Source organism: Ramlibacter pinisoli, assembly GCF_009758015.1.
Lineage (GTDB): Bacteria > Pseudomonadota > Gammaproteobacteria > Burkholderiales > Burkholderiaceae_C > Ramlibacter > Ramlibacter pinisoli.
In genome coordinates this window covers 107,161-127,812 of record NZ_WSEL01000003.1, presented here as the reverse complement: position 1 = coordinate 127,812, position 20,652 = coordinate 107,161, and the positions used below count along the sequence as shown (strand labels likewise).

Annotated in this window: 24 protein-coding genes; 17 read left to right on the top strand and 7 right to left on the bottom strand. The window is 70.4% G+C overall.

The window, feature by feature from the left end; translation table 11 throughout:
• The first annotated feature begins 9 nt into the window (after positions 1-9).
• The 13 genes from GON04_RS01795 to GON04_RS01735 all read left to right on the top strand — a co-directional run bounded on the left by GON04_RS01795 (position 10) and on the right by GON04_RS01735 (position 12,075).
• Entirely contained in the window at positions 10-699 is a 690-nt protein-coding gene (locus GON04_RS01795; RefSeq protein WP_157396299.1) for a YfgM family protein, read from the top strand.
• Entirely contained in the window at positions 696-1,856 is a 1,161-nt protein-coding gene (gene bamB, locus GON04_RS01790) for an outer membrane protein assembly factor BamB (protein WP_232532933.1), read from the top strand. Before GON04_RS01795 ends, bamB begins: the two co-directional genes overlap by 4 nt.
• 20 nt (positions 1,857-1,876) lie before the next feature.
• Complete coding sequence (gene der, locus GON04_RS01785; protein ID WP_157396298.1) at positions 1,877-3,211, top strand: ribosome biogenesis GTPase Der; 1,335 nt, start codon at positions 1,877-1,879, stop codon at positions 3,209-3,211.
• A 137-nt stretch (positions 3,212-3,348) separates the two neighbouring features.
• Positions 3,349-3,594 (top strand): RNA chaperone Hfq, encoded by a 246-nt coding sequence (hfq, locus tag GON04_RS01780; RefSeq protein WP_181653833.1) that lies wholly within the window; start codon positions 3,349-3,351, stop codon positions 3,592-3,594.
• 66 nt (positions 3,595-3,660) lie between these two features.
• Positions 3,661-4,839: a GTPase HflX gene (gene hflX, locus GON04_RS01775; protein WP_157396297.1), complete on the top strand. Its 1,179-nt coding sequence runs from the start codon at positions 3,661-3,663 to the stop codon at positions 4,837-4,839.
• A gap of 41 nt (positions 4,840-4,880) precedes the next feature.
• Positions 4,881-6,197, top strand: a complete 1,317-nt coding sequence (gene hflK / locus GON04_RS01770; RefSeq protein WP_232532932.1) for an FtsH protease activity modulator HflK — start codon at positions 4,881-4,883, stop codon at positions 6,195-6,197.
• A gap of 18 nt (positions 6,198-6,215) precedes the next feature.
• Positions 6,216-7,127 carry a protease modulator HflC gene (hflC, locus tag GON04_RS01765; protein ID WP_157396296.1) on the top strand — a complete coding sequence of 304 codons (912 nt, stop codon included), beginning with the start codon at positions 6,216-6,218 and terminating at the stop codon, positions 7,125-7,127.
• 6 nt (positions 7,128-7,133) lie between these two features.
• The gene (locus tag GON04_RS01760; RefSeq protein ID WP_157396295.1) at positions 7,134-7,322 is read left to right on the top strand and encodes a DUF2065 domain-containing protein; all 189 of its coding nucleotides are present in this window, start codon (positions 7,134-7,136) and stop codon (positions 7,320-7,322) included.
• A gap of 107 nt (positions 7,323-7,429) precedes the next feature.
• A complete protein-coding gene (locus GON04_RS01755; protein WP_157396294.1) occupies positions 7,430-8,578 on the top strand; it encodes an ATP phosphoribosyltransferase regulatory subunit in 1,149 nt (382 codons plus the stop codon).
• Positions 8,579-8,609: 31 nt separating this feature from the next.
• The gene (locus GON04_RS01750) at positions 8,610-9,938 is read left to right on the top strand and encodes an adenylosuccinate synthase (RefSeq protein ID WP_157396293.1); all 1,329 of its coding nucleotides are present in this window, start codon (positions 8,610-8,612) and stop codon (positions 9,936-9,938) included.
• A 38-nt stretch (positions 9,939-9,976) separates the two neighbouring features.
• Positions 9,977-10,501, top strand: coding sequence for a phosphoribosyltransferase (locus tag GON04_RS01745; RefSeq protein WP_157396292.1), 525 nt, complete (start codon positions 9,977-9,979; stop codon positions 10,499-10,501).
• Between the two features lie 148 nt (positions 10,502-10,649).
• Positions 10,650-11,828, top strand: a complete 1,179-nt coding sequence (locus GON04_RS01740) for a PLP-dependent transferase (protein ID WP_157396291.1) — start codon at positions 10,650-10,652, stop codon at positions 11,826-11,828.
• A gap of 64 nt (positions 11,829-11,892) precedes the next feature.
• Positions 11,893-12,075 (top strand): hypothetical protein, encoded by a 183-nt coding sequence (locus tag GON04_RS01735; RefSeq protein ID WP_157396290.1) that lies wholly within the window; start codon positions 11,893-11,895, stop codon positions 12,073-12,075.
• Between the two features lie 3 nt (positions 12,076-12,078).
• On the opposite strand, the gene mnmH is transcribed toward GON04_RS01735, so the two are convergent.
• Positions 12,079-13,140 (bottom strand): tRNA 2-selenouridine(34) synthase MnmH, encoded by a 1,062-nt coding sequence (gene mnmH / locus GON04_RS01730; protein ID WP_157396289.1) that lies wholly within the window; start codon positions 13,138-13,140, stop codon positions 12,079-12,081.
• A complete protein-coding gene (locus GON04_RS01725; RefSeq protein ID WP_181653832.1) occupies positions 13,137-13,805 on the bottom strand; it encodes an arylesterase in 669 nt (222 codons plus the stop codon). The genes mnmH and GON04_RS01725 overlap by 4 nt, the downstream gene beginning before the upstream one ends.
• A gap of 15 nt (positions 13,806-13,820) precedes the next feature.
• Between GON04_RS01725 and GON04_RS01720 the strand changes: the two genes are divergently transcribed.
• From GON04_RS01720 to GON04_RS01705, 4 genes are all read left to right on the top strand, one after another.
• Complete coding sequence (locus GON04_RS01720; protein WP_157396288.1) at positions 13,821-14,492, top strand: ABC transporter ATP-binding protein; 672 nt, start codon at positions 13,821-13,823, stop codon at positions 14,490-14,492.
• A 218-nt stretch (positions 14,493-14,710) separates the two neighbouring features.
• Positions 14,711-15,445: a 23S rRNA (guanosine(2251)-2'-O)-methyltransferase RlmB gene (gene rlmB, locus GON04_RS01715; RefSeq protein ID WP_157396287.1), complete on the top strand. Its 735-nt coding sequence runs from the start codon at positions 14,711-14,713 to the stop codon at positions 15,443-15,445.
• On the top strand, positions 15,442-16,173 hold the full coding sequence (locus tag GON04_RS01710; protein ID WP_157396286.1) for an SIR2 family NAD-dependent protein deacylase: 732 nt from the start codon (positions 15,442-15,444) through the stop codon (positions 16,171-16,173). The genes rlmB and GON04_RS01710 overlap by 4 nt, the downstream gene beginning before the upstream one ends.
• The gene (locus tag GON04_RS01705; RefSeq protein ID WP_157396285.1) at positions 16,170-16,508 is read left to right on the top strand and encodes a hypothetical protein; all 339 of its coding nucleotides are present in this window, start codon (positions 16,170-16,172) and stop codon (positions 16,506-16,508) included. Before GON04_RS01710 ends, GON04_RS01705 begins: the two co-directional genes overlap by 4 nt.
• A 13-nt stretch (positions 16,509-16,521) precedes the next feature.
• On the opposite strand, the gene GON04_RS01700 is transcribed toward GON04_RS01705, so the two are convergent.
• The 5 genes from GON04_RS01700 to GON04_RS01680 all read right to left on the bottom strand — a co-directional run bounded on the left by GON04_RS01700 (position 16,522) and on the right by GON04_RS01680 (position 20,369).
• Positions 16,522-17,082: a chromate transporter gene (locus GON04_RS01700; RefSeq protein WP_232532931.1), complete on the bottom strand. Its 561-nt coding sequence runs from the start codon at positions 17,080-17,082 to the stop codon at positions 16,522-16,524.
• 8 nt (positions 17,083-17,090) lie between these two features.
• Complete coding sequence (locus tag GON04_RS01695) at positions 17,091-17,690, bottom strand: chromate transporter (protein WP_157396283.1); 600 nt, start codon at positions 17,688-17,690, stop codon at positions 17,091-17,093.
• Positions 17,687-18,577, bottom strand: a complete 891-nt coding sequence (locus GON04_RS01690) for a DMT family transporter (RefSeq protein WP_157396282.1) — start codon at positions 18,575-18,577, stop codon at positions 17,687-17,689. Before GON04_RS01690 ends, GON04_RS01695 begins: the two co-directional genes overlap by 4 nt.
• Before the next feature lie 4 nt (positions 18,578-18,581).
• Entirely contained in the window at positions 18,582-19,529 is a 948-nt protein-coding gene (locus GON04_RS01685; protein WP_157396281.1) for a bifunctional helix-turn-helix transcriptional regulator/GNAT family N-acetyltransferase, read from the bottom strand.
• A 72-nt stretch (positions 19,530-19,601) separates the two neighbouring features.
• Entirely contained in the window at positions 19,602-20,369 is a 768-nt protein-coding gene (locus GON04_RS01680) for an alpha/beta hydrolase (RefSeq protein WP_157396280.1), read from the bottom strand.
• Positions 20,370-20,652: the final 283 nt, after the last annotated feature.

Sequence of the window (20,652 nt, the reverse complement as noted above, 5' to 3'; positions counted from 1 at the left end):
CACTTTTCCATGGCATCCCACCTCGATCTCGAAGAACAGGAGCAGCTTGACCAGCTCAAGCACTTCTGGAAGACCTACGGCAACCTGATCTCCTGGCTGCTCATCATCGTGTTCGGCGCCATCGCGGCCATGAACGGCTGGCAGTACTGGCAGCGCGCGCAGTCGGCGCGGGCCTCCGCCATCTACGAGGACGTCGAGCGCGCGGTGCAGGCCGGCGACCTGGCCCGGGCCGAACGGGGCTTCGCCGACGTAAAGGACAAGTACGGCCGCACGCTGTTCGCGCAGCAGGCGGGGCTGCTGGTGGCGCAGGTCGCAGTCGACAAGGGCAAGCCCGACACCGCCAAGGCGGCGCTCGCCTGGGTGGCCGAGCAGGCGTCCGACGAGGGCTACCAGGCCATCGCCCGCCTGCGGCTGGCGTCCGTGCTGGTCGAGACCAAGTCGTACGACGAGGCGCTCAAGCAGCTCGCCGCCGATGTGCCCGCACCGTTCGCGGCCCTGGTGGCCGACCGCCGCGGCGACATCTACCAGCTGCAGGGCAAGAAGGCCGAGGCCAAGGCCGAGTACGGCAAGGCCTACCAGGCCCTGGACGAGCAGTCCGAGTACCGCCGCCTGCTGGAGGTGAAGCTCACCGCGCTGGGCGTCGACCCGAAGTCGCTCGCCACCGGCGACAAGCCGGCCGCCGGGAGCGCCAAGTCATGATCAAGCAAGCGATGACCGCCGGCCGCATCGGCGCGGCCGCCGTGCTCGCGGCCAGCCTGCTGGGCCTGGCGGGCTGCTCGATGATGCCGTCCTTCCTGGGCGGCAGCGACAAGGCGGCGCCGCCGCAACTCGAGCCCAATCCGGGTCTGCTGGCCGTGCGCCAGGCATGGACCACGAAGCTCGGCGAAGTCGGGTTCCCGATGACGGTCGCCGTCAACGGCACCCAGCTCGCGCTGGCGAGCAGCGATGGCACCGTGGCCATGCTCGATGCGGGCACCGGCCGTGAACTCTGGCGCGCCGGCGTCGGCTCGGCCATCGTGGCCGGCGCCGGCAGCGACGGCACCACGCTGGCGGTCGTCACGCGCGACAACGAACTGGTGGCTGCCAGCGCCGGCAAGGTGCTGTGGCGCCAGAAGCTGGCTGCCCAGGCCTACACGGCCCCGCTGGTGGCCGGCAACCGCGTGTTCGTGCTGGCCGCCGACCGCTCGGTGTCCGCCTTCGACGGCCAGAGCGGCCGCCGCCTGTGGTCGCAGCCGCGCCCCGGCGAGCCGCTGGTCCTGCGCCAGTCGGGCGTGCTGCTGGCCGTGGGCGACACGCTGCTGGCCGGGCAGGGCGGCCGCGTGGTCGGCCTGAACCCCAACAACGGCAGCGTCCGCTGGGACGCCGCCATCGCCACGCCGCGCGGCACGAACGACGTCGAGCGCCTGGTCGACCTGGTCGGCCGGCCCAGCCGCGTCGGCAACTCGGTGTGCGTGCGTGCCTTCCAGGCCTCGGTGGGCTGCCTCGACGCGACCCGCGGTGGCCTGGCCTGGACCAAGCCATCCAATGGCGGCGACGGCCTGGGTGGTGACGACCGCCTGGTGGTCGGCACCGAATCCGACGGCCGCGTCGTGGCTTGGCGCCGCGACAACGGCGAGCGCGCCTGGACCACCGACAAGCTGCTGCACCGCGGCACCGGCACGCCGCTGCTGGTGGGCAATTCGGTCGCCGTGGGCGACTCCACCGGCCTGCTGCACGTGCTCTCGCGCGAGGACGGCAAGCTGCTCACCCGCCTGACGACCGACGGTTCGCCGGTCGTGGCCCCGCCGGTGATCGCCGGCAGCACCCTGGTCGTTGTCACCCGCAACGGCGGGGTCTACGGCTTCGTGCCGCAATAACCGCATCCCGAGGGCGGACCATGAAACCCGTGATGGCCCTGGTGGGCCGCCCGAACGTCGGCAAGTCGACGCTCTTCAACCGCATCACCAAGTCGCGCGACGCCATCGTGGCCGACTTCGCCGGCCTCACGCGCGACCGCCACTACGGCAACGCGCGGCAGGGCAAGCACGAGTTCATCGTCATCGACACCGGCGGCTTCGAGCCCACGGCCGAGTCGGGCATCTTCATGGAGATGGCCAAGCAGACGCGGCAGGCCGTGGCCGAGGCGGACGTGGTGGTCTTCGTGGTCGACGCCCGCGGCGGCCTCTCGGCCCAGGACCACGACATCGCCAACTACCTGCGCAAGCTGGGCAAGCCGACGGTGCTGGCGGCCAACAAGGCCGAGGGCATGACCGAGGGCGTTCAGCTCACCGAGTTCTATGAACTCGGCCTGGGCGAGGTACACGCCGTCTCGGCCGCGCACGGGCAGGGGATCCGCAGCCTGGTCGAGGTGGCCCTGGAGCCGCTGGGCCTGCCGGACGACGAGGACGAGGCGGCCGTCAACGAGAGCGTCATCAAGCTGGCGGTGGCCGGCCGGCCCAACGTCGGCAAGTCCACCCTCATCAACACCTGGCTGGGCGAGGAACGCCTGGTGGCCTTCGACCTGCCGGGCACCACGCGCGACGCCATCTCGGTGCCGTTCGAGCGGGGCGGCAAGCGCTACGAGCTCATCGACACCGCCGGCCTGCGCCGCAAGGGCAAGGTGTTCGAGGCGATCGAGAAGTTCTCGGTCGTCAAGACGCTGCAGGCGATCGAGTCCGCCAACGTCGTGCTGCTGCTGCTCGACGCCACGCAGGGCGTGACCGACCAGGACGCCCACATCGCCGGCTACATCCTCGAGAGCGGCCGGGCGGTGGTCCTGGCCATCAACAAGTGGGACGCCGTGGATGCCTACCAGCGCGAGCAGGTGCAGCGCCAGATCGAGGCTCGGCTGGCGTTCCTGAAGTTCGCGGCCCTGCACCTGATCTCGGCCAAGAAGCGCCAGGGCCTGACGCCCGTGTGGCAATCGATCGCCCAGGCCCACCAGGCCGCGATGACCAAGATGTCGACCCCGGTGCTCACGCGGCTGCTGCAGGAGGCGGTGCAGTTCCAGGCCCCCAAGCGGTCGGGCATGTTCCGGCCCAAGCTGCGCTATGCGCACCAGGGCGGCATGAACCCGCCGGTGATCGTGATCCACGGCAACTCGCTGGAGCACGTGACCGATGCCTACAAGCGCTTCCTCGAGGGCCGGTTCCGCAAGGAGTTCAATCTCATCGGGACGCCGCTGCGCATCGAGCTGAAGACCTCCCACAATCCCTACGCCGACAAGGAATGACGGCCCGGGGAGGCCTCACGCACTTGAACGACCCCGTGCCATCCCCAAGTGCCGGGTCTAGCCCGCTGCCTACTTGCACGGCTGGGTCGCTGTGGTAAGGTGCAAGTTCCAACAACGCTTCGAACACGGAGAATATCGTGAGCAACAAAGGGCAGCTGCTACAAGACCCGTTCCTCAACACGCTGCGACGGGAGCACGTGCCGGTGTCGATCTACCTCGTCAACGGCATCAAGTTGCAGGGCCAGATCGAATCGTTCGACCAATACGTGGTGCTCCTTCGCAACACGGTGACCCAGATGGTCTACAAGCACGCCATCTCCACCATCGTCCCCGGCCGGGCCGTGAACTTCTCCACGGCCGAGAGCAACGAAGCCGCCACCTGATCGCGGGCGCGGCTCGCGGCACGCGCGCCGGGGGTCTTCCACCGCCGAAATCCCCCGGACGCCGATTTGCCTGATTCCCCTGATCGTTCCACCGCCCCCACCGTCCTGGTCGGGGTGGATCTCGGGCTGCCCCATTTCGACGGCGAGCTCGCCGAACTGGGCGAGCTCGCCCGCACGGCCGGCCTGCAGCCGGTGGCCCGCATCACCGCCAAGCGCAAGGCGCCGGACGCCGCGCTGTTCGTCGGCAAGGGCAAGGCCGACGAGATCAAGGCCCTGGCCGAGGAGCATGGCGCCACCGAAGTGCTGTTCGACCAGTCGCTCAGCCCCGGCCAGCAGCGCAACCTCGAGCGCCACCTGGGCCTGCCGGTCAACGACCGCACCCTGCTGATCCTGGAGATCTTCGCCCAGCGGGCGCGCAGCCACGAAGGCAAACTGCAGGTCGAGCTGGCCCGCCTGCAGTACGTCAGCACGCGCCTGGTGCGCCGCTGGTCGCACCTGGAGCGCCAGACCGGCGGCGCGGGCGTGCGCGGCGGTCCGGGCGAAAAGCAGATCGAACTCGACCGCCGGATGATCGGCGATGCCATCCGGCGTACCCGCGACCGGCTCGAGAAGGTGAAGAAGCAGCGCCACACCCAGCGGCGCCAGCGCGAGCGCCAGGGCGCCTACAACATCTCCATCGTCGGCTACACCAACGCCGGAAAGTCGACGCTGTTCAATGCGCTGGTGAAGGCGCGGGCCTACGCCGCCGACCAGCTCTTCGCGACCCTCGACACCACCACCCGCCAGCTCTACCTGGGCGACGCCGAGGGGGCCGGCCGGTCGGTGTCGCTGTCCGACACGGTCGGCTTCATCCGCGACCTGCCGCACGGCCTCATCGACGCCTTCCAGGCCACGCTGCAGGAGGCGACCGACGCCGACCTGCTGCTGCACGTGGTCGATGCCGCCAACCCGAACCACCCCGAGCAGATCGGTGAAGTGCAGCGCGTACTGCAGGAAATCGGGGCCGACCACGTGCCGCAGGTGCTGGTGTTCAACAAGACCGATGCGCTCGAGCCGTCGCAGCAGCCCCGGGTGCGCAGCGACCTGTTCGGACTCGAGGGCGAGGCGGTCCGGCGCCTGTTCGTCAGCAGCCGCACGGGGGAGGGCCTGGCAGAGCTGAGAGCCGAGCTGGCCGAGCGCGCGGCGAGTGCCGCGCAGCACACATCCCCCCGTTCAAGTCCCGAATTGCACGACGAGCCCGCCTGATTGGGCACAATCGACCAAGCAACGACCACAACACGAAGCGCATGAAGCTCCACTTCCCCGGCGTCCTGGCGGCTCTCCCGGGCCGCGTCCGAGGCATGTTCAACCTGAACGATCCGCGCTGGGGGCGCGGGGGCGACGACGGCAAGGACAACAAGCCCGAGGGCGGCAACGGCCGCGGCCCCAACCAGGGTCCACCCGACCTCGACGAGCTCTGGCGCGATTTCAATCGCCGCCTGGGTGGCCTCTTCGGAGGCAACCGCGGCCGCCGTCCCGATCCCGGCAACAACGGTGGCGGCTTCCAGCCCGACATGAAGAGCGCGGGCCTGGGCGTCGGTCTGATCATCGGCGTGCTGGCCCTCATCTGGCTGGGCACCGGCATCTTCATCGTGCAGGAAGGCCAGCAGGCGGTGGTCACGCGCTTCGGCCGCTACCACTCCTCGGTCGGTGCCGGCATCAACTACCGGCTGCCATACCCGATCGAGCGCCATGACGTCGTGAACGTCACGCAGATCCGCTCGGTCGACGTCGGCCGCGACGCCGTCATCAAGGCCACCGGCCTGCGCGAGTCGGCCATGCTGACCGAGGACGAGAACATCGTCGAGATCAAGTTCGCCGTGCAGTACCGGCTGAACGACGCACGCGCCTACCTGTTCGAGAGCAAGAACCCGGGCGAGGCAGTGGTGCAGGCGGCCGAGACGGCCGTGCGCGACGTGGTCGGCAAGATGCGCATGGATTCCGCACTGGCCGACGAGCGGGACCAGATCGGGCCGCGCGTGCGCACCCTGATGCAGCAGATCCTGGACCGCTACAAGGTCGGCATCGAGGTGGTGGGCATCAACCTGCAGCAGGGCGGCGTGCGTCCCCCGGAGCAGGTGCAGTCCGCCTTCGACGACGTGCTCAAGGCCGGCCAGGAGCGCGAGCGGGCCAAGAACGAGGCCCAGGCCTACGCCAACGACGTCATCCCGCGCGCCGTCGGTTCCGCCGCGCGGCTGAAGGAAGAGGCCGAGGGCTACAAGTCCCGCGTGGTCTCGCAGGCGCAGGGCGACACGCAGCGCTTCAACGCCGTGCTGGCCCAGTACCAGAAGGCGCCGCAGGTCACCCGCGACCGCCTGTACCTCGAGACCATGCAGCAGATCTACGCCAGCGTCACCAAGGTGCTGGTCGAGTCGCGCCAGGGGGCCAGTCTGCTGTACCTCCCGCTCGATCGCCTGTTGCAGCAGGTGGCGTCCGGCACGCCGGCCATCGCACCCGAGCCGGCTGTCCCGCCCAGTGGCCCCGCTGCCGGCTCGTCCGGCTCCTCCTCCGTGGACGCGCGAACCCGCGACAACGCCCGTGGCCGCGAGCGCGAGTCGCGCTGAGCAGGAGGACAAGACACCATGAACCGCATCGGATTCTTCGCCGCCACGGCCCTCATCATCCTGGCCCTCCTGAGCTCCATGCTCTTCGTCGTCGACCAGCGCCAGTTCGGCGTCGTCTACTCGCTCGGCCAGATCAAGGACGTGATCACCGAGCCGGGGCTGAACTTCAAGCTGCCGCCGCCGTTCCAGAACGTCAGCTACATCGACAAGCGCCTCCTGACGCTGGACAGCAGCGACACCGAGCCGATGCTCACCGCCGAGAAGCAGCGCGTGGTCATCGACTGGTACGTGCGCTGGCGCATCAGCGATCCATCACAGTACATCCGCAACGTCGGCCTCGACGAGGCGGCCGGCGCCAACCAGCTCAACCGGGTGGTGCGCAACGCCTTCCAGGAAGAGATCAACCGGCGCACCGTGCGCGAGTTGCTGTCCACCAAGCGCGAGCAGCTCATGGCCGACGTCAAGCGCGAGGTGCTCGAGGTGGTCAAGGGCAGCAAGCCCTGGGGCGTCGACGTCATCGACGTGCGCATCACGCGCGCCGACTACGTGGAGGCCATCACCGAGTCGGTCTACCGCCGCATGGAGGCCGAGCGCAAGCGGGTGGCCAACGAACTGCGTTCCACCGGCGCGGCCGAGGGCGAGAAGATCCGCGCCGACGCCGACCGCCAGCGCGAGATCACCATCGCCAACGCGTACCGCGACGCGCAGAAGATCAAGGGCGACGGCGACGCGCAGGCAGCCAGCATCTACGGCGAATCGTTCGGCCGCGATGCGCAGTTCGCGAAGTTCTACCGCAGCCTGGAGGCCTACCGCGCCACCTTCAACAAGAAGGGCGACGTGATGGTGGTCGATCCGAGCGGCTCCGAGTTCTTCAGCGCCTTCCGCGGCGGCGGCGCCGCCGCACCCGCCCCGGCACCCGCCAGGAAATAGCCGGCCTTGGACAGCAACACCTTCTGGGCCGCGCTGGCCCTGGTGCTGGTGTTCGAGGGCCTGCTGCCGCTGCTGGCCCCGCGCGGCTGGCGCAACACCTTCCAGAAGCTGCTGGTCCTGCGCGACGGCCAGTTGCGCTTCTTCGGCCTGTGCAGCGTGCTGCTCGGCCTGGTGCTGCTCTGGCTGGTGGGCTGAGTTCCTTCGGCGTCGTTCCCCGTGCCATCGGCGGTCACGCATGAGGCACCGGGGAGGGGGCCGGCGCGCCGCGTAAAATCCCTGTTTTAACAGCGCCTCCTCCCTTCATGTCCGCCTGGCTCCTGCCGGATCACATCGCCGACGTCCTGCCCTCCGAGGCGCGGCACATCGAGGAACTGCGGCGCCAGTTGCTCGACACGGCGCGGGGCTACGGCTGCGAGCTGGTGATGCCGCCGCTGCTCGAGCACCTCGAGTCGCTGCTCACCGGCACCGGCGAGGCCCTGGGCCTGCAGACCTTCAAGCTGGTCGACCAGATCTCCGGTCGCACCCTGGGCCTGCGTGCCGACACCACGCCCCAGGTCGCCCGCATCGACGCCCACCTGCTCAACCGCTCCGGCGTCGCGCGCCTGTGCTACTGCGGCCCGGTGCTGCACACCCGCCCGGACCGCCCCCACGCTACCCGCGAACCGCTGCAGTTCGGCGCCGAGGTCTACGGGCACGGTGGCATCGAAGCCGACCTGGAGGTGCTGCTGCTGGCGATGGACTGCCTGCGCGCCACGGGCGTCGGCTCGGCCACGGTCGACCTGGCGGATGCGCGCATCGTGCGCGCGCTGTTCACGGATGTCACGGTCGATGCGCAGGCGCTGCGCGACGTGCACGCCGCATTGGCGGCCAAGGACGCGAGCGCGCTGGCCCGGCTCACCCGATCCTTCCCCAGCGCGGCCCGCGAGGGCCTGGCCGCCCTGGTCTCCCTCTACGGCGACGCCAAGGTGCTCGACGAGGCGCGCCGCGTGCTGCCTCCCGTGCCCGGCCTGCACGAGGCCCTGCAGCAGCTCCGGTGGCTGGGCGGCCAGATCGAAGGCGCCACGGTGAGCTACGACCTGGGCGACCTGCGCGGCTACGCCTACTACAGCGGCATGCGGTTCGGCATTTACACGGCCGGCGCGAGCGATGCGCTGGTGCGCGGCGGCCGCTACGACGAGGTCGGGGCGGTGTTCGGGCGCAACCGGCCGGCCGTCGGCTTCTCGCTCGACGTCAAGGAACTGGTCGGGGTGGTTCCCAAGCGGCCCCTGAAGGCCGCCATCCGCGCGCCCTGGGGCGAGCAGGAGCCGCTGCGCGCCGAGATCGCGCGCCTGCGCGCGGCCGGCGAAACCGTGGTCTGCACGCTGCCCGGCCACGGCCACGAGGTGGACGAATTCCACTGCGACCGCGAACTGGTCGCCGAGCAGGGCCGATGGGTCCTGCGCTCCCTCTGATCTCCCTTCTTTTTTCCGGATTCCTTTCGTCATGAACAAGACAACGGGTCGCAATGTGGTCGTCGTGGGCACCCAGTGGGGCGACGAGGGCAAGGGCAAGCTGGTCGACTGGCTGACCGAGATGGCGCAGGGCGTCGTGCGCTTCCAGGGCGGCCACAACGCCGGCCACACGCTGGTGATCAATGGCGTCAAGACCGCGCTGCACCTCATTCCCAGCGGCATCATGCGCCCGGGCGTCAAGTGCTACATCGGCAACGGCGTGGTGCTGTCGGCGGCCAAGCTGTTCGAGGAGATCGAAGGCCTGGAGAAGGCCGGCGTCGAGGTGCGTTCGCGCCTGCGCATCAGCGAGGCCTGCCCGCTGATTCTGCCGATCCACGCCGCGCTCGACGTGGCCCGCGAGCAGCTGCGCGAAAAGGGCGGCACCGAGAAGATCGGCACCACCGGGCGCGGCATCGGGCCGGCCTACGAGGACAAGATCGCCCGCCGCGCACTGCGGGTGCAGGACCTCAAGCACCCCGAGCGCTTCGCCGAGAAGCTCAAGGTGCTGCTGGAGCTGCACAACCACGTGCTCACCACCTACCTGCACGCGCCGGCCGTGGACTACCAGAAGACCCTGGACGAGGCGCTCGCACTGGGCCAGCAGCTGCGGCCGATGATGGCCGACGTCTCGCGCGAACTGAACGAAGCCCATTTCCACGGCGACAACCTGCTGTTCGAGGGCGCGCAGGGCACGCTGCTCGACGTCGACCACGGCACCTACCCCTACGTCACGTCCAGCAACTGCGTGGCGGGCAACGCCTCGGCCGGGTCCGGCGTGGGGCCGGGCATGCTGCACTACATCCTGGGCATCACCAAGGCGTACTGCACCCGGGTGGGCGGCGGCCCGTTCCCGACCGAGCTCGACTGGGAGAAGCCCGGCACGGTGGGCTACCACCTGTCGACCGTCGGCGCCGAGAAGGGCGTCACCACCGGCCGCTCGCGCCGCTGCGGCTGGTTCGACGCTGCACTGCTCAAGCGCAGCGCCCAGGTCAACGGCCTGTCGGGCCTGTGCATCACCAAGCTGGACGTGCTCGACGGTATCGAGGAGCTGAAGCTGTGCACCGGCTACGAGCTCGATGGCGAGACCACCGACATCCTGCCGCTGGGCGCCGACGAGATCGCGCGCTGCACCCCGATCTACGAAACCATGGAAGGCTGGCGCGAGAGCACGGTCGGCGTGACCGAGTACGACAAGCTGCCGGTCAACGCACGCCTGTACCTGCAGCGCATCGAGCAGGTCACCGGGGTGCCCGTCGATATCATCTCGACCAGCCCCGACCGCGACCACACCATCATGATGCGGCACCCGTACCTGGCCTGACCAGGACGAGGGAACACGAGGCAACGAGGAGGACCATGATGTTGACGGAAGACGGCAAGCACCTGTACGTGAGCTACGACGAGTACCACAACCTGATCGAGAAGCTCGCGATCAAGGTGCACCAGTCGGGGTGGAGGTTCGACACCATCCTGTGCCTGGCGCGCGGCGGCATGCGCCCGGGTGACATCCTCTCGCGCATCTTCGACAAGCCGCTGGCCATCATGTCCACCAGCTCGTACCGGGCCGAGGCCGGCACGGTGCAGGGCCACCTGGACATCGCGCGCTACATCACCACGCCCAAGGGCGAGATCGCCGGCAGGGTGCTGCTGGTCGACGACCTCGCCGACTCCGGCCACACGCTGCACAAGGTGGTCGACATGCTGAAGAACAACTACCCGCCGATCACCGAGCTGCGCAGCGCCGTGATCTGGACCAAGGGCCTGTCGACCTTCACGCCCGACTACCAGGTCGAGTTCCTGCCCACCAACCCCTGGATCCACCAGCCGTTCGAGGGCTACGACAGCATGGGCGCGGAGAAGCTGCTGGAGAAGTGGAAAGTCTGAGTGATTCACCTGAAGAACGCTGCGCGTTCTTCAGGTGGTTCCCGATCAGTTGAGCGAGACCGGCGGAGCCGGATCCTCGCTCAAGGGGTGTTCGCGTTGCATGCTATTCCGCGCGAACGCGTCGACCGGCGGTCGTTACCATAGGTTCATGACCAAGCAGCCGGCCGCCGACCTCATCCACCACCCGTACCGTCCGCCGGAAGGCTTCGCCGCCCCGCAGGCAGGGGTCTACAAGGCCTCCACCGTCATCTTCTCCGACGTCGCCGCCCTGCGCGCGCGCGACTGGCGCCACAAGCACGGCTACACCTACGGCCTGCACGGCACGCCCACCACGTTCCAGCTGGAGGAGCGCATCGCCGCCCTGGAGCACGGCCTCCAATGCCTGCTGGTGCCGAGCGGGCTGGCGGCGATTGCCAACGTCGACCTGTCGCTGCTGGCGGCCGGCGACGAAGTGCTGCTGCCGGACAACGCGTATGGCCCCTCGCGGGCCCTGGCCGAAGGCGAACTCCACCAGTGGGGCATCACGCACCAGCGCTACGACGCCATGGACCCGGCCGACCTGATGCGACGGATCGGGCCCAAGACGCGGCTGGTGTGGCTGGAGGCGCCCGGCTCGGTGACGATGGAGTTCCCCCCGCTGCAGGCGCTCGTCGGCGCCTGCCGGGCGCGCGGCATCACCACGGCGCTCGACAACACCTGGGGTGCGGGCCTGGCCTTCGACGGCTTCGCCTGTGGCGCCGACATCGTCGTGCAGGCGCTCACCAAGTACCCGAGCGGCGGCGGCGACGTGCTCATGGGCTGCGTGGTCACGCGCGACGAGGCGCTGCACGTGCGCCTGAAGCTCACCCACATGCGCATGGGGTGGGGCGTCGGGGGCAACGATGTCGAGATGGTCCTGCGTTCGCTGCCGAGCCTGCCGCTGCGGTACCGGGCCCACGACACCGCCGCCCGGCAGTTGGCGCGCTGGTTCCAGGGCCGCCCCGAGGTGGCGCAGGTGCTGCACCCGGCGCTGGAAGGCTCGCCGGGCCACAACCACTGGCAGGCACTGTGCGGCGCCGATGGCCTTGCGGCCGGCCTGTTCTCGGTCGTGTTCCACGAGCGCCATGCGCCGGACCGCGTCGATGCGTTCTGCGACGCGCTGCGCCTCTTCAAGCTCGGCTATTCCTGGGGTGGCCCGGTAAGCCTGGTCGTGCCCTACGACATCCTCTCGATGCGCCGGCCGGGCAGCTGGCCGTACCGCGGCACACTGGTTCGGTTCTCGGTCGGACTGGAGGAGCCGGCGGCTCTGCAGGCCGACCTCGAACAGGCCCTGCAGGTGCTCGGTTGAGCGCTGGCGTGCGCGGGGATTTCGCGTACATTGGGGCCATCACCCCCAACGGAGCGGAACGCGAGTGCCATCACCCAACTACGGATACGAGAAGCGGCAGAAAGAGCTGGCCAAGAAGCGCAAGAAGGAAGACAAGCTCAAGGCCAAAGCCGACCGGAAGGCCGGCGTCCCCGGTGAACCCGAGCAGCAGCAGCCTGCCGGCGACGACGTGCCTTCCGCCCCGACGGCCCAGCCGCCCCAGTCCTGAGCTTCATCCGTCCGGGGCCAGCAGCTCGCTCGCCACGGCATCCATCGCCTCGGCCGAGCGCCCGGCTGGCGTCAGCGCACCGGCCTGGCCGTACTGCTTGAAGTTGCGCTGGATCGACCCCGTGTAGCCCGGGTCGTAGTGCTTCTCCAGCAACTCCCGGAACACCTCACCGACCTGCCCGGCGCGCGCCGCCTCCTGCCATCCGCGCACCACCGCCGCCCCCCGCAGTTCCACCAGCGCCTGCAGGCGGCCGCAGAAGAATTCCGGGTCGCGCACGAACCAGTCGTAGTCCTCCAGCAGCAGTTGCACCCGCTCGTCGATCGGCAGGTCCACCCGCAGGCAGGGACTGGCCCGCATCGCGAGGATGAGCGGCTCGGGCACCGCGACGTTGCCCACCTTCTTGCTCTCGCTCTCGACGTAGACCGGGCGTGCCGGGTCGAAGGCGCGCAGCTGCTCCCAGATCCGCATGTCGAACTGCTTCTGGCTGGGCTGCACCTCGCCAGGCATCAGCCCCAGCACCGAGCCCCGGTGCTGCGCCAGCGCCTCCAGGTCGAGCACCTGCGCGCCCTGGCGCGCCAACGCCTGCAACAGCCGGGTCTTGCCCGATCCCGTCAGGCCGCACACCACCCGGTACTGCAGCCGCTGCGCGAGCACCGGCAGGTCGGCCAGGACGGCGTTGCGGAACGCCTTGTAGCCGCCCTGGACGAGCGTGACCCGGAAGCCGATCTGGTCGAGGAGGTCGGCCAGCACGCCGCTGCGCTTGCCGCCGCGCCAGCAGTAGACGAGCGGTTGCCATTCGCGCGACTTGTCCTGGACCTCGCGCTCGATGTGGCGCGCGATGTTGGCCGCGACCAGCCCGGCGCCGCGCTTGCGCGCCTCGAACGGGCTGACCTGCTTGTAGAGGGTGCCGACCAGCGCACGTTCCTCGTCGTTGAGCGAAGGCCAGTTGACCGCGCCCGGCAGCCGGTCCTCGGCGTACTCGGACTCGCTGCGCGCGTCGATCACCTGGCTGAACTCGGACAGCCGTTGCGCCGCTTCGGTGGCGGCAATGACGCGAACGGTCAAGGCTTGCGCTCCCCTGGCGGCATCGCCTTGCCCGTGTCGGCCTGGAGCAGCTTGCGCAACTCGGGCCAGACGTTCTCGAGGATGGTCGGCTGGGCCTGTTCGGTCGGGTGGATGCGGTCGGCCTGGAACAGCCGCTCGGCATCGGGCGCGTCGGCCACGCCCTTGAGCAGGAAGGGCACCACGGCAGCCTTGTGCCGCCGCGCCACCTGCTCGTACAGCGCAGCGAACCTGGCCCCGTAGTCGGCGCCGTAGTTGGGCGGCAGCTGGATGCCCACCAGCAGCACGCGGGCCCCGGCCTGTTGCGCCGCTTCGGTCATGCGCGAGAGGTTGTCCTCGGTCATGGCCAGCGGCAGCCCGCGCAGCGCGTCGTTGGCGCCCAGCTCGATCGCGACGTGGGTCGGCCGGTGCTGGGCCAGCAGGGGCGCCAGCCGCGAGCGGCCGCCCGACGTGGTGTCGCCGCTGATGCTGGCGTTGACGACCTTGACCGGCAGCTTCTGCTCGGCCAGCCGCTTCTCCAGCAGGGCCACCCAGCCGGTACCGCGGCGCAGGCCATACTCGGCGCTCAACGAATCACCGACGACCAGCAGCGTGGCCGGCTCGGCGGCGTGCAAGGCACCGGCCCCGAGGGCGGCTGCCAGCGTCACGATAAAGTCCCTGCGATCCACCTCATCCTTTCGTCCATGCCGGAATCCATCATCGCCGTCGACCACGTCCACAAGTCCGTGACCGACTCGACCGGCACCCTCGACATTCTCCGTGATATCGATTTTTCCCTGGCCCCGCGGGAAACCGCCGCCATCGTCGGCGCCTCGGGATCGGGCAAGAGCACGCTGCTGTCCATCGTGGCCGGCCTGGACACGCCCACGCGCGGCACGGTGCGGCTGGACGGCGAGGACCTGTTCGCCCTCGACGAGGACGACCGTGCCGCACTGCGGGCGCGGAAGGTCGGCTTCGTGTTCCAGAGCTTCCAGCTGCTGGGCAATCTCACGGCGCTGGAGAACGTGATGCTGCCGCTCGAGCTGGCCGGCCGCCGCGACGCCCGCCGGTCGGCCGGCGAGATGCTGTCGCGGGTGGGGCTCGCCGAGCGGTTCGGCCACTATCCCAAGGTGCTGTCGGGCGGCGAGCAGCAGCGCGTGGCGCTGGCCCGCGCCTTCGTCGTCGAGCCGGCGGTGCTGCTGGCCGACGAGCCCACCGGCAGCCTGGACTTCGCCACCGGCGAGACGGTGATGAACCTCATGTTCGAGCTGAACCGCGAGCGCGGCACCACGCTCGTGCTCGTCACCCACGACCGCGCCATCGCGGCGCGCTGCGAACGGCGCATCACGATCGAGGCGGGAACGGTCGTGGCCTGACGGCGGGAGCGCGAGCGGGAACGGAATCGGGAGCGGGCGCGGACACCGGTACCCAGAAAGCGCAAAAAGAGAAGGAGACGACGCGGAAGACGTCCAAGGAGGGAGGGAGTGCTGCGAACGGCAACCCCCACTTCGTCGTCGTTCTGCGTCCCACTGCGTTCCTTCTGCGCCTCCTGCGGACGGAAGTCCCCTTTCTTCCTCCCATCGATAATCGTCCCATGTCCACCGCCAAAGTCCTCTTCGGGTTCCACGCCGTCGGCGTGCGCCTGAAGACCGCGCCCCAGTCCGTCGTCGAGGTCTACTACGAGGTGGCGCGCAAGGACGCGAGGATGCGGCAGTTCCTCGAGCGGGCACGGGAAGCCGGCGTGCGGCTGATCGAAGCCGACGCGCTGCGCATCGCCAAGCTGGCCGGCAGCCACGGCCACCAGGGGGTGGCGGCACGGGTCGAGCCGCTGCCGGCCGCGCGTTCGCTGGACGACCTGCTCGATACCGTCGAAGGTCCGCCCTTGCTGCTGGTGCTGGACGGCGTGACCGACCCGCACAACCTGGGTGCCTGCCTGCGCGTGGCCGACGGCGCCGGCGCCCATGCCGTCATCGCACCGAAGGACCATGCCGTCGGCCTGAACGCCACCGTCGCCAAGGTGGCGAGCGGCGCGGCCGAGACGGTGCCGTACTTCATGGTCACCAACCTGGCACGCACGCTGGGCGAGCTGAAGGAGCGCGACATCTGGTGCATCGGCACCAGCGACGATGCGCCACGCACCGTGTTCCAGGCCGACCTGAAGGCGCCCGTGGCGCTGGTCTTGGGCGCCGAGGGGCCGGGCATGCGGCAGCTCACGCGCAAGACCTGCGACGAGCTGGTGTCCATCCCGATGCGCGGCGCCGTCGAGAGCCTGAACGTGTCGGTGGCCAGCGGCATCTGCCTGTACGAGGCCTTGCGCCAGCGGACATGAGCCTCGCCGACGTCCGGGAGTGGGTGCGCGGGGCGACCTCCATCGCCGTGCTCACCGGCGCCGGCGTGAGCCAGGAGTCGGGCGTGCCGACCTTCCGCGATGCCCAGACCGGCCTGTGGGCACGTTTCCGGCCCGAGGACCTGGCCACCGAGCAGGCCTTCCGGGCCGACCCGGGGATGGTCTGGGACTGGTACGTGATGCGCCGGGCGATGGTGGCGCGGGTCGAACCGAATGCCGGCCACCGGGCGCTCGCCCGCTTCCAGCAGGCCCGTCCAGGGCGGCTGGCCCTCATCACCCAGAACGTCGACGGCCTGCACCAGCGCGCAGGCAGCACGGGCGTGCTCGCGCTGCACGGCACCCTGCAGGACGATCGTTGGCTCGATCGCCCCAGGCCCTGCTGCACCGCCTTGCCGCCGCAGGAAGGCCGGCCGCCGCGCTGCGGCCGGTGCGGCAACCTGCGCCGGCCGGCGGTGGTGTGGTTCGGCGAACTGCTGCCGGCCGAGGTGCTCGCGGCCGCCGAACAGGCGGCCCGCAGTTGCGACCTGATGCTGGTGGCCGGCACCAGCGGCGTGGTCTACCCGGCGGCGGGCCTGGCGCGCACCGCCGCGGAGCGGGCGCGCATGGTGGTGGTAAACCCCGGGCCGAGCGACCTCGACGATGCGGCGCACGCGGTGCTGCGCGGCACGTCGGCGACGCTGTTGCCGCAACTGCTGGAGGATGGCGCATGAAGACCAAGACGACGATGGCCCTGCTGGGCGCGGCGCTGCTGTTGGCGGCCTGCACGCAGGAGCAGCAGAACAAGCTGGGGCGCGACATCCAGAACTGGACCGGCACCAACGGCGTGCTCGAGGTCTACGCGGGCGACAAGCTCGTGCGGCGCTTCCTGCGGGTCGACAAGCTGTCGACCGCGCTGGGCACCGACGACAACGCGGCGCGGGCCTACCGCTTCGGCTACGGCGTGCTGGACGAGAACCTGAACTTCGTCGTCGACCCGGGCGAGAAGAAGGTCTACTTCGAGGTCGGCGAGCACGCCAACTACCTGTTCTTCGAGAACCCGCACTGAGCCGCGGCGGCGCTCACAGCACGCCGAACCATCCCAGCAGGGCACCCGCGCCCAGCATCCACAGCAGGTGGATGCGGGTGCGCCACACCAGCAGCGCGGTGACGGCCGCCAGCAGCCACAGGCGCCAGTCGGCCAGCTTCGGCTCGGTGCCGGTTGCCAGCACCCAGCCGGTGGCGATCAGCAGCGCGATGACGATGGGCGCCATCCCCTGCTTGAAGGCCCGCACGGCGCGCAGCTCGCGGTTGCGGTGGCCCCATTGCGACGCCAGGTAGGTGATGGTGCCGCTGGGCACGAGGATGCCCACCATGGCCAGCAGCAGGCCCAGGCAGGCGGTGGCCGTGCCGCCGGCATTCAGCCCGACGTTCCAGCCTAGCAGGGCCACGAACAGCACGTTGGGGCCGGGCGCCGCCTGGGCGATGGCGACCGAGGCGCTGAACTGCGGGTCGGAGAGCCACGACTTCTCCTGGACCAGGAAGCGGTGCATGTCGGGCGCGGTGGTGATCGCGCCGCCCACCGACAGCACGGACAGCAGCAGGTAGTGCAGCAGCAGCGACAGCCAATCGGCCGGGGTCATGACGATGCTCATTGCGGCTGCCCCAGCTTGCGCCACGTGAGCCAGCACGCCACCGTGCCCAGGCTCAGGAGCACCCAGGCGAGCGGCCAGCGCAGCAGCGCGATGCCGGCGAAGCTCGCCGCGCCCAGCAGGGCGCAGGCCGGCGCACCGAGCGGGTGCCTGCGCAGCGCCGTGAACAGCTTCAGCCCCGTGGCCGTGATCAGGCCGGACGCGACGGCGCCCATGCCGCGCAGCGCGGCAGCCAGGTGCGGGTTGCCGGCGAAGCGTGAATGGAGCAGGGCCAGCGTCAGCACCACCAGCAGGGGGGCGGCCAGCATGCCCGCCAGGGCCGCGAGCGCGCCGCGCAGCCCGAAGTAGCGGCCGCCGATCATCAGCGACAGGTTGACGACGTTGGGCCCCGGCATGATCTGCGCCACGGCCCAGTCCTCCACGAACTCCTCGCGCGTCAGCCAGCGCTTGCGGTCGACCAGTTCGCGCTGCACGACGGCCAGCACGCCGCCGAAGCCCTGGAGGGCCAGCAGGGTGAACGAGACGAAGAGGTCGGCCTCGGAGGCCGGTCGCGGCCGGGGCGGTTCGGCGGCAGCGGGTGCTGCAGGCAGGGAGCTCATGGGCGCGGATTATCGGCGCGCCGCGTGGCAAGCCCGAGACCGGCGGCCACCAGCACCAGTGCCGGCCAGGTCGCGGTGGCCGGCCGTTCGCCCAGCGCCAGCCAGCCGAGCACCGAAGCCGTGAGCGGATTGAGCGCGAGGAACACGGTCACCCGGGTCGCCGACTCGTGCTTGAGCGCGTACAGCCAGGCCACGTAACCGACCCCGCTGGAGACCCCGACGAAGACGATCGCAGCCCATGCCGGCGCGCTGAAGCCGGCCAGCCGCGCCGGCCAGTGCTCCGGCCACGCCAGCACCGCCAACACCCCGACCGAGGCCAGCATGGCGAAGGCCGACACCGGCAGCACCGGGTAGCGGCGCAGGTAGGGCCGGTAGAGCACGCTGCACAGCGCGCCCGTCGCAGCGGCCGCGAGGACCGCGAGCACCCCGCCCCAGGCGTCCGGCCGCCATCCGCCCAGGCCCGGCGCCAGGCAGCAGGCGACGCCGGCGATGGACAGGGCGACGCCGCCGGTCAGCCGGGCGTGGATGCGCTCCTGGCCGAGCGCGGCGGCCAGCAGCAGCGTGAGCAGCGGGAACAGGCTGAACACCAGCGCGGCGGGTGCCGCCGGCACCTGCCGCAGGCCCAGGTTCAGCAGGGCGATGAGCACGCCGAACTGGCCGATGCCCAGGGCCGCCATCGCCCCCAGGTCGCGCGCCGGCGGGCGTTGCGGGCCGGCCAGCACCCGCAGCGGCCGCCAGGCGAACGGCAGCAGGCAGGCGAAGCCGATGGCATAGCGCAGCATGGCCAGCGTGAGCGGCGGCACCTCGCCGACGGCGAAGCGCGAGGCCACGATGGCGGCGCCGACCTGCACGCCGGTCGCGGCGGCAGCCCAGAGAGCCAGGCTCATCCGGTCACCGCAGCGGCAGTTCCCAGGTCTCGCCCACGAGCTGCTGCCCGTAGGCGGCCAGGGGCTCGCTGTGCGCCAGGCGGAACCCACGCGCCGTGTAGATGGCGCGCGCCGCTTCCAGCTGGCCGTTGGTCCACAGCACCAGCTTGCGGTAGCCCTTGTCGCGGGCGAAGGCGATGCAGGTGTCGACCAGGCGGCCGCCCAGGCCGAGCCCGCGCGCGGCCGGGGTGAGGATCAGCAGGCGCAGCTGCGCCACTGTGGCCGACTTGCGCACGACGAACACGGAGCCGACCCGCTCGCCGTCGATCTCGGCGATCCAGCCTTTCTCCCAGGCGGGATCGAACGACCGGATGAGGCCGGCAGCCACGTCGGCAACCAGGGCCTCGAACTCGGTGGTATAGCCGTATTCGCGGGCGTACAGCGCCCCGTGCTGCTCCACCACCCAGCCCATGTCGCCAGGACGGGGCTCGCGCAGGACCACTGTGCGCGGCGTTGTCACCGGCTGGTCGTCGAGCAGGCGCTGCACGGTTTCCAGCGCGGCGACCAGCTGTTCGCGCCGGCTCGGGGGCAGGGGATCGAGCAGCGCGGCGGCCTCGTCGCGCGAACGCTGCTGCAGCGGGGCGAACGCGGCGTGGCCGGATTCCGTCAGGCGCAGCAGGCTCTGCCGCGCATCGGCGGGGGAGGGCACGCGTTGCAGCCAGCCACGCTCCTCGAAGCGCCGCAGGATGCGGCTGAGGTAGCCGGCATCGAAGCCCAGGTCGCGCCCGACCTCGGCAGCGGTGGGCTGGTCGCGGTGCGCGAGCTCGTAGAGCACCCGCACTTCGGTCAGCGACAGGTCGCCGCCGAGGTAGGGCTCGAGCACGCCGATGCGGCGGGTGTAGAAGCGGTTGAAGCCGCGCAGCGCCTGGACGTGGCGCGGCGACACGGGAGGCGGCGGGGCGGCAGTGGCCATGCCGCTATCGTCAATCGACTGCTTGCTTCCGTCAAGTAATTGCGGTCCGCGCCCCGGCCGCGCAAGCGCGCCTCAGGAAAGCGACGGGCCCGCGGGGCCGAACGGTCTCCAGCTGTCCTCGGCCTGGGCGAGCCGGTGCGTGATGACCTCGATCGCCTTCGGGTGCACGGCCAGTTCGTCGTGGCGCGCCCCTGGCACTTCGACGTTCTCGCTGTGCTCGGTCTCGGTCTCGACGCACTGCTCCCAGCGCACCACGCCGTCGTCCTTGCTGTAGAGCGACGTGCACGGCACCGGCGGCCGCTGGCGCAGGCGCTGGCGCACGGCCAACGGCATCCGTTCGGGCCCGCTGTCCAGCATCGCCATCACCGGGCACTGCCGGTGGGGATCGGCGGCGGTGTTGAAGGGTGTGCCCAGCGTGATGACCTGGCGCACCAATGGGTTGGCGCGCTTGGCCAGCTCGCGGGCGTAAATGCCCGACAGGCCCCAGCCCAGCAGGGTGACGGGCGCCTGGGTGACCTCGAACACGTCGATGACGCAGTCCTCCAGCTTGCGCAGCCAGCGGTTCAGGCCCATCGCACGCGGCCCTTCGTCGGTTCCATGGCCCCAGTCGTGGGCCCGGAAGCCAGCATCGGCCAGCACGCGGCGCAGCGCGGCCGTGCACTCGGGGCCGGTGCCCTGGCGGGGGAACACGATCACCGGCTGGCCCTCGCCCTGGTACACGCAGCCGTGTGGCGTGTGGTGCGCATGCGGCAGGCGGCCCTGCAACTTCCGGACGGGCTGCCTCAGCGCGTCGAACGCGTGGGCGGGGGACAGGGCTGGTGCGAAGTCGGCGTCTGGCATGCGTTTCTCCGAGCATCGTGGCGGGCGACGGTCATGCTAGGAGTTCGCCGCAGTGCAGCATCTGGGAACTGACGCTGAGACAGGGTAGGACGCGGCCGATCCGGCCCATAAAAAATCCTCCGGCCGCGCAACACGACCGGAGGACAAGAAGCCGGGGGAAGAAACTTGAAAAGAAAACCCGGCTTGCGTGTTTCGACCGGCCGCGCAGCAGGCGGTTCCTCCTGCCGAGCCACTATCCCGACACACGCGCGTTCCTACAGGCCGCGGGCCCGCGTCCTACACC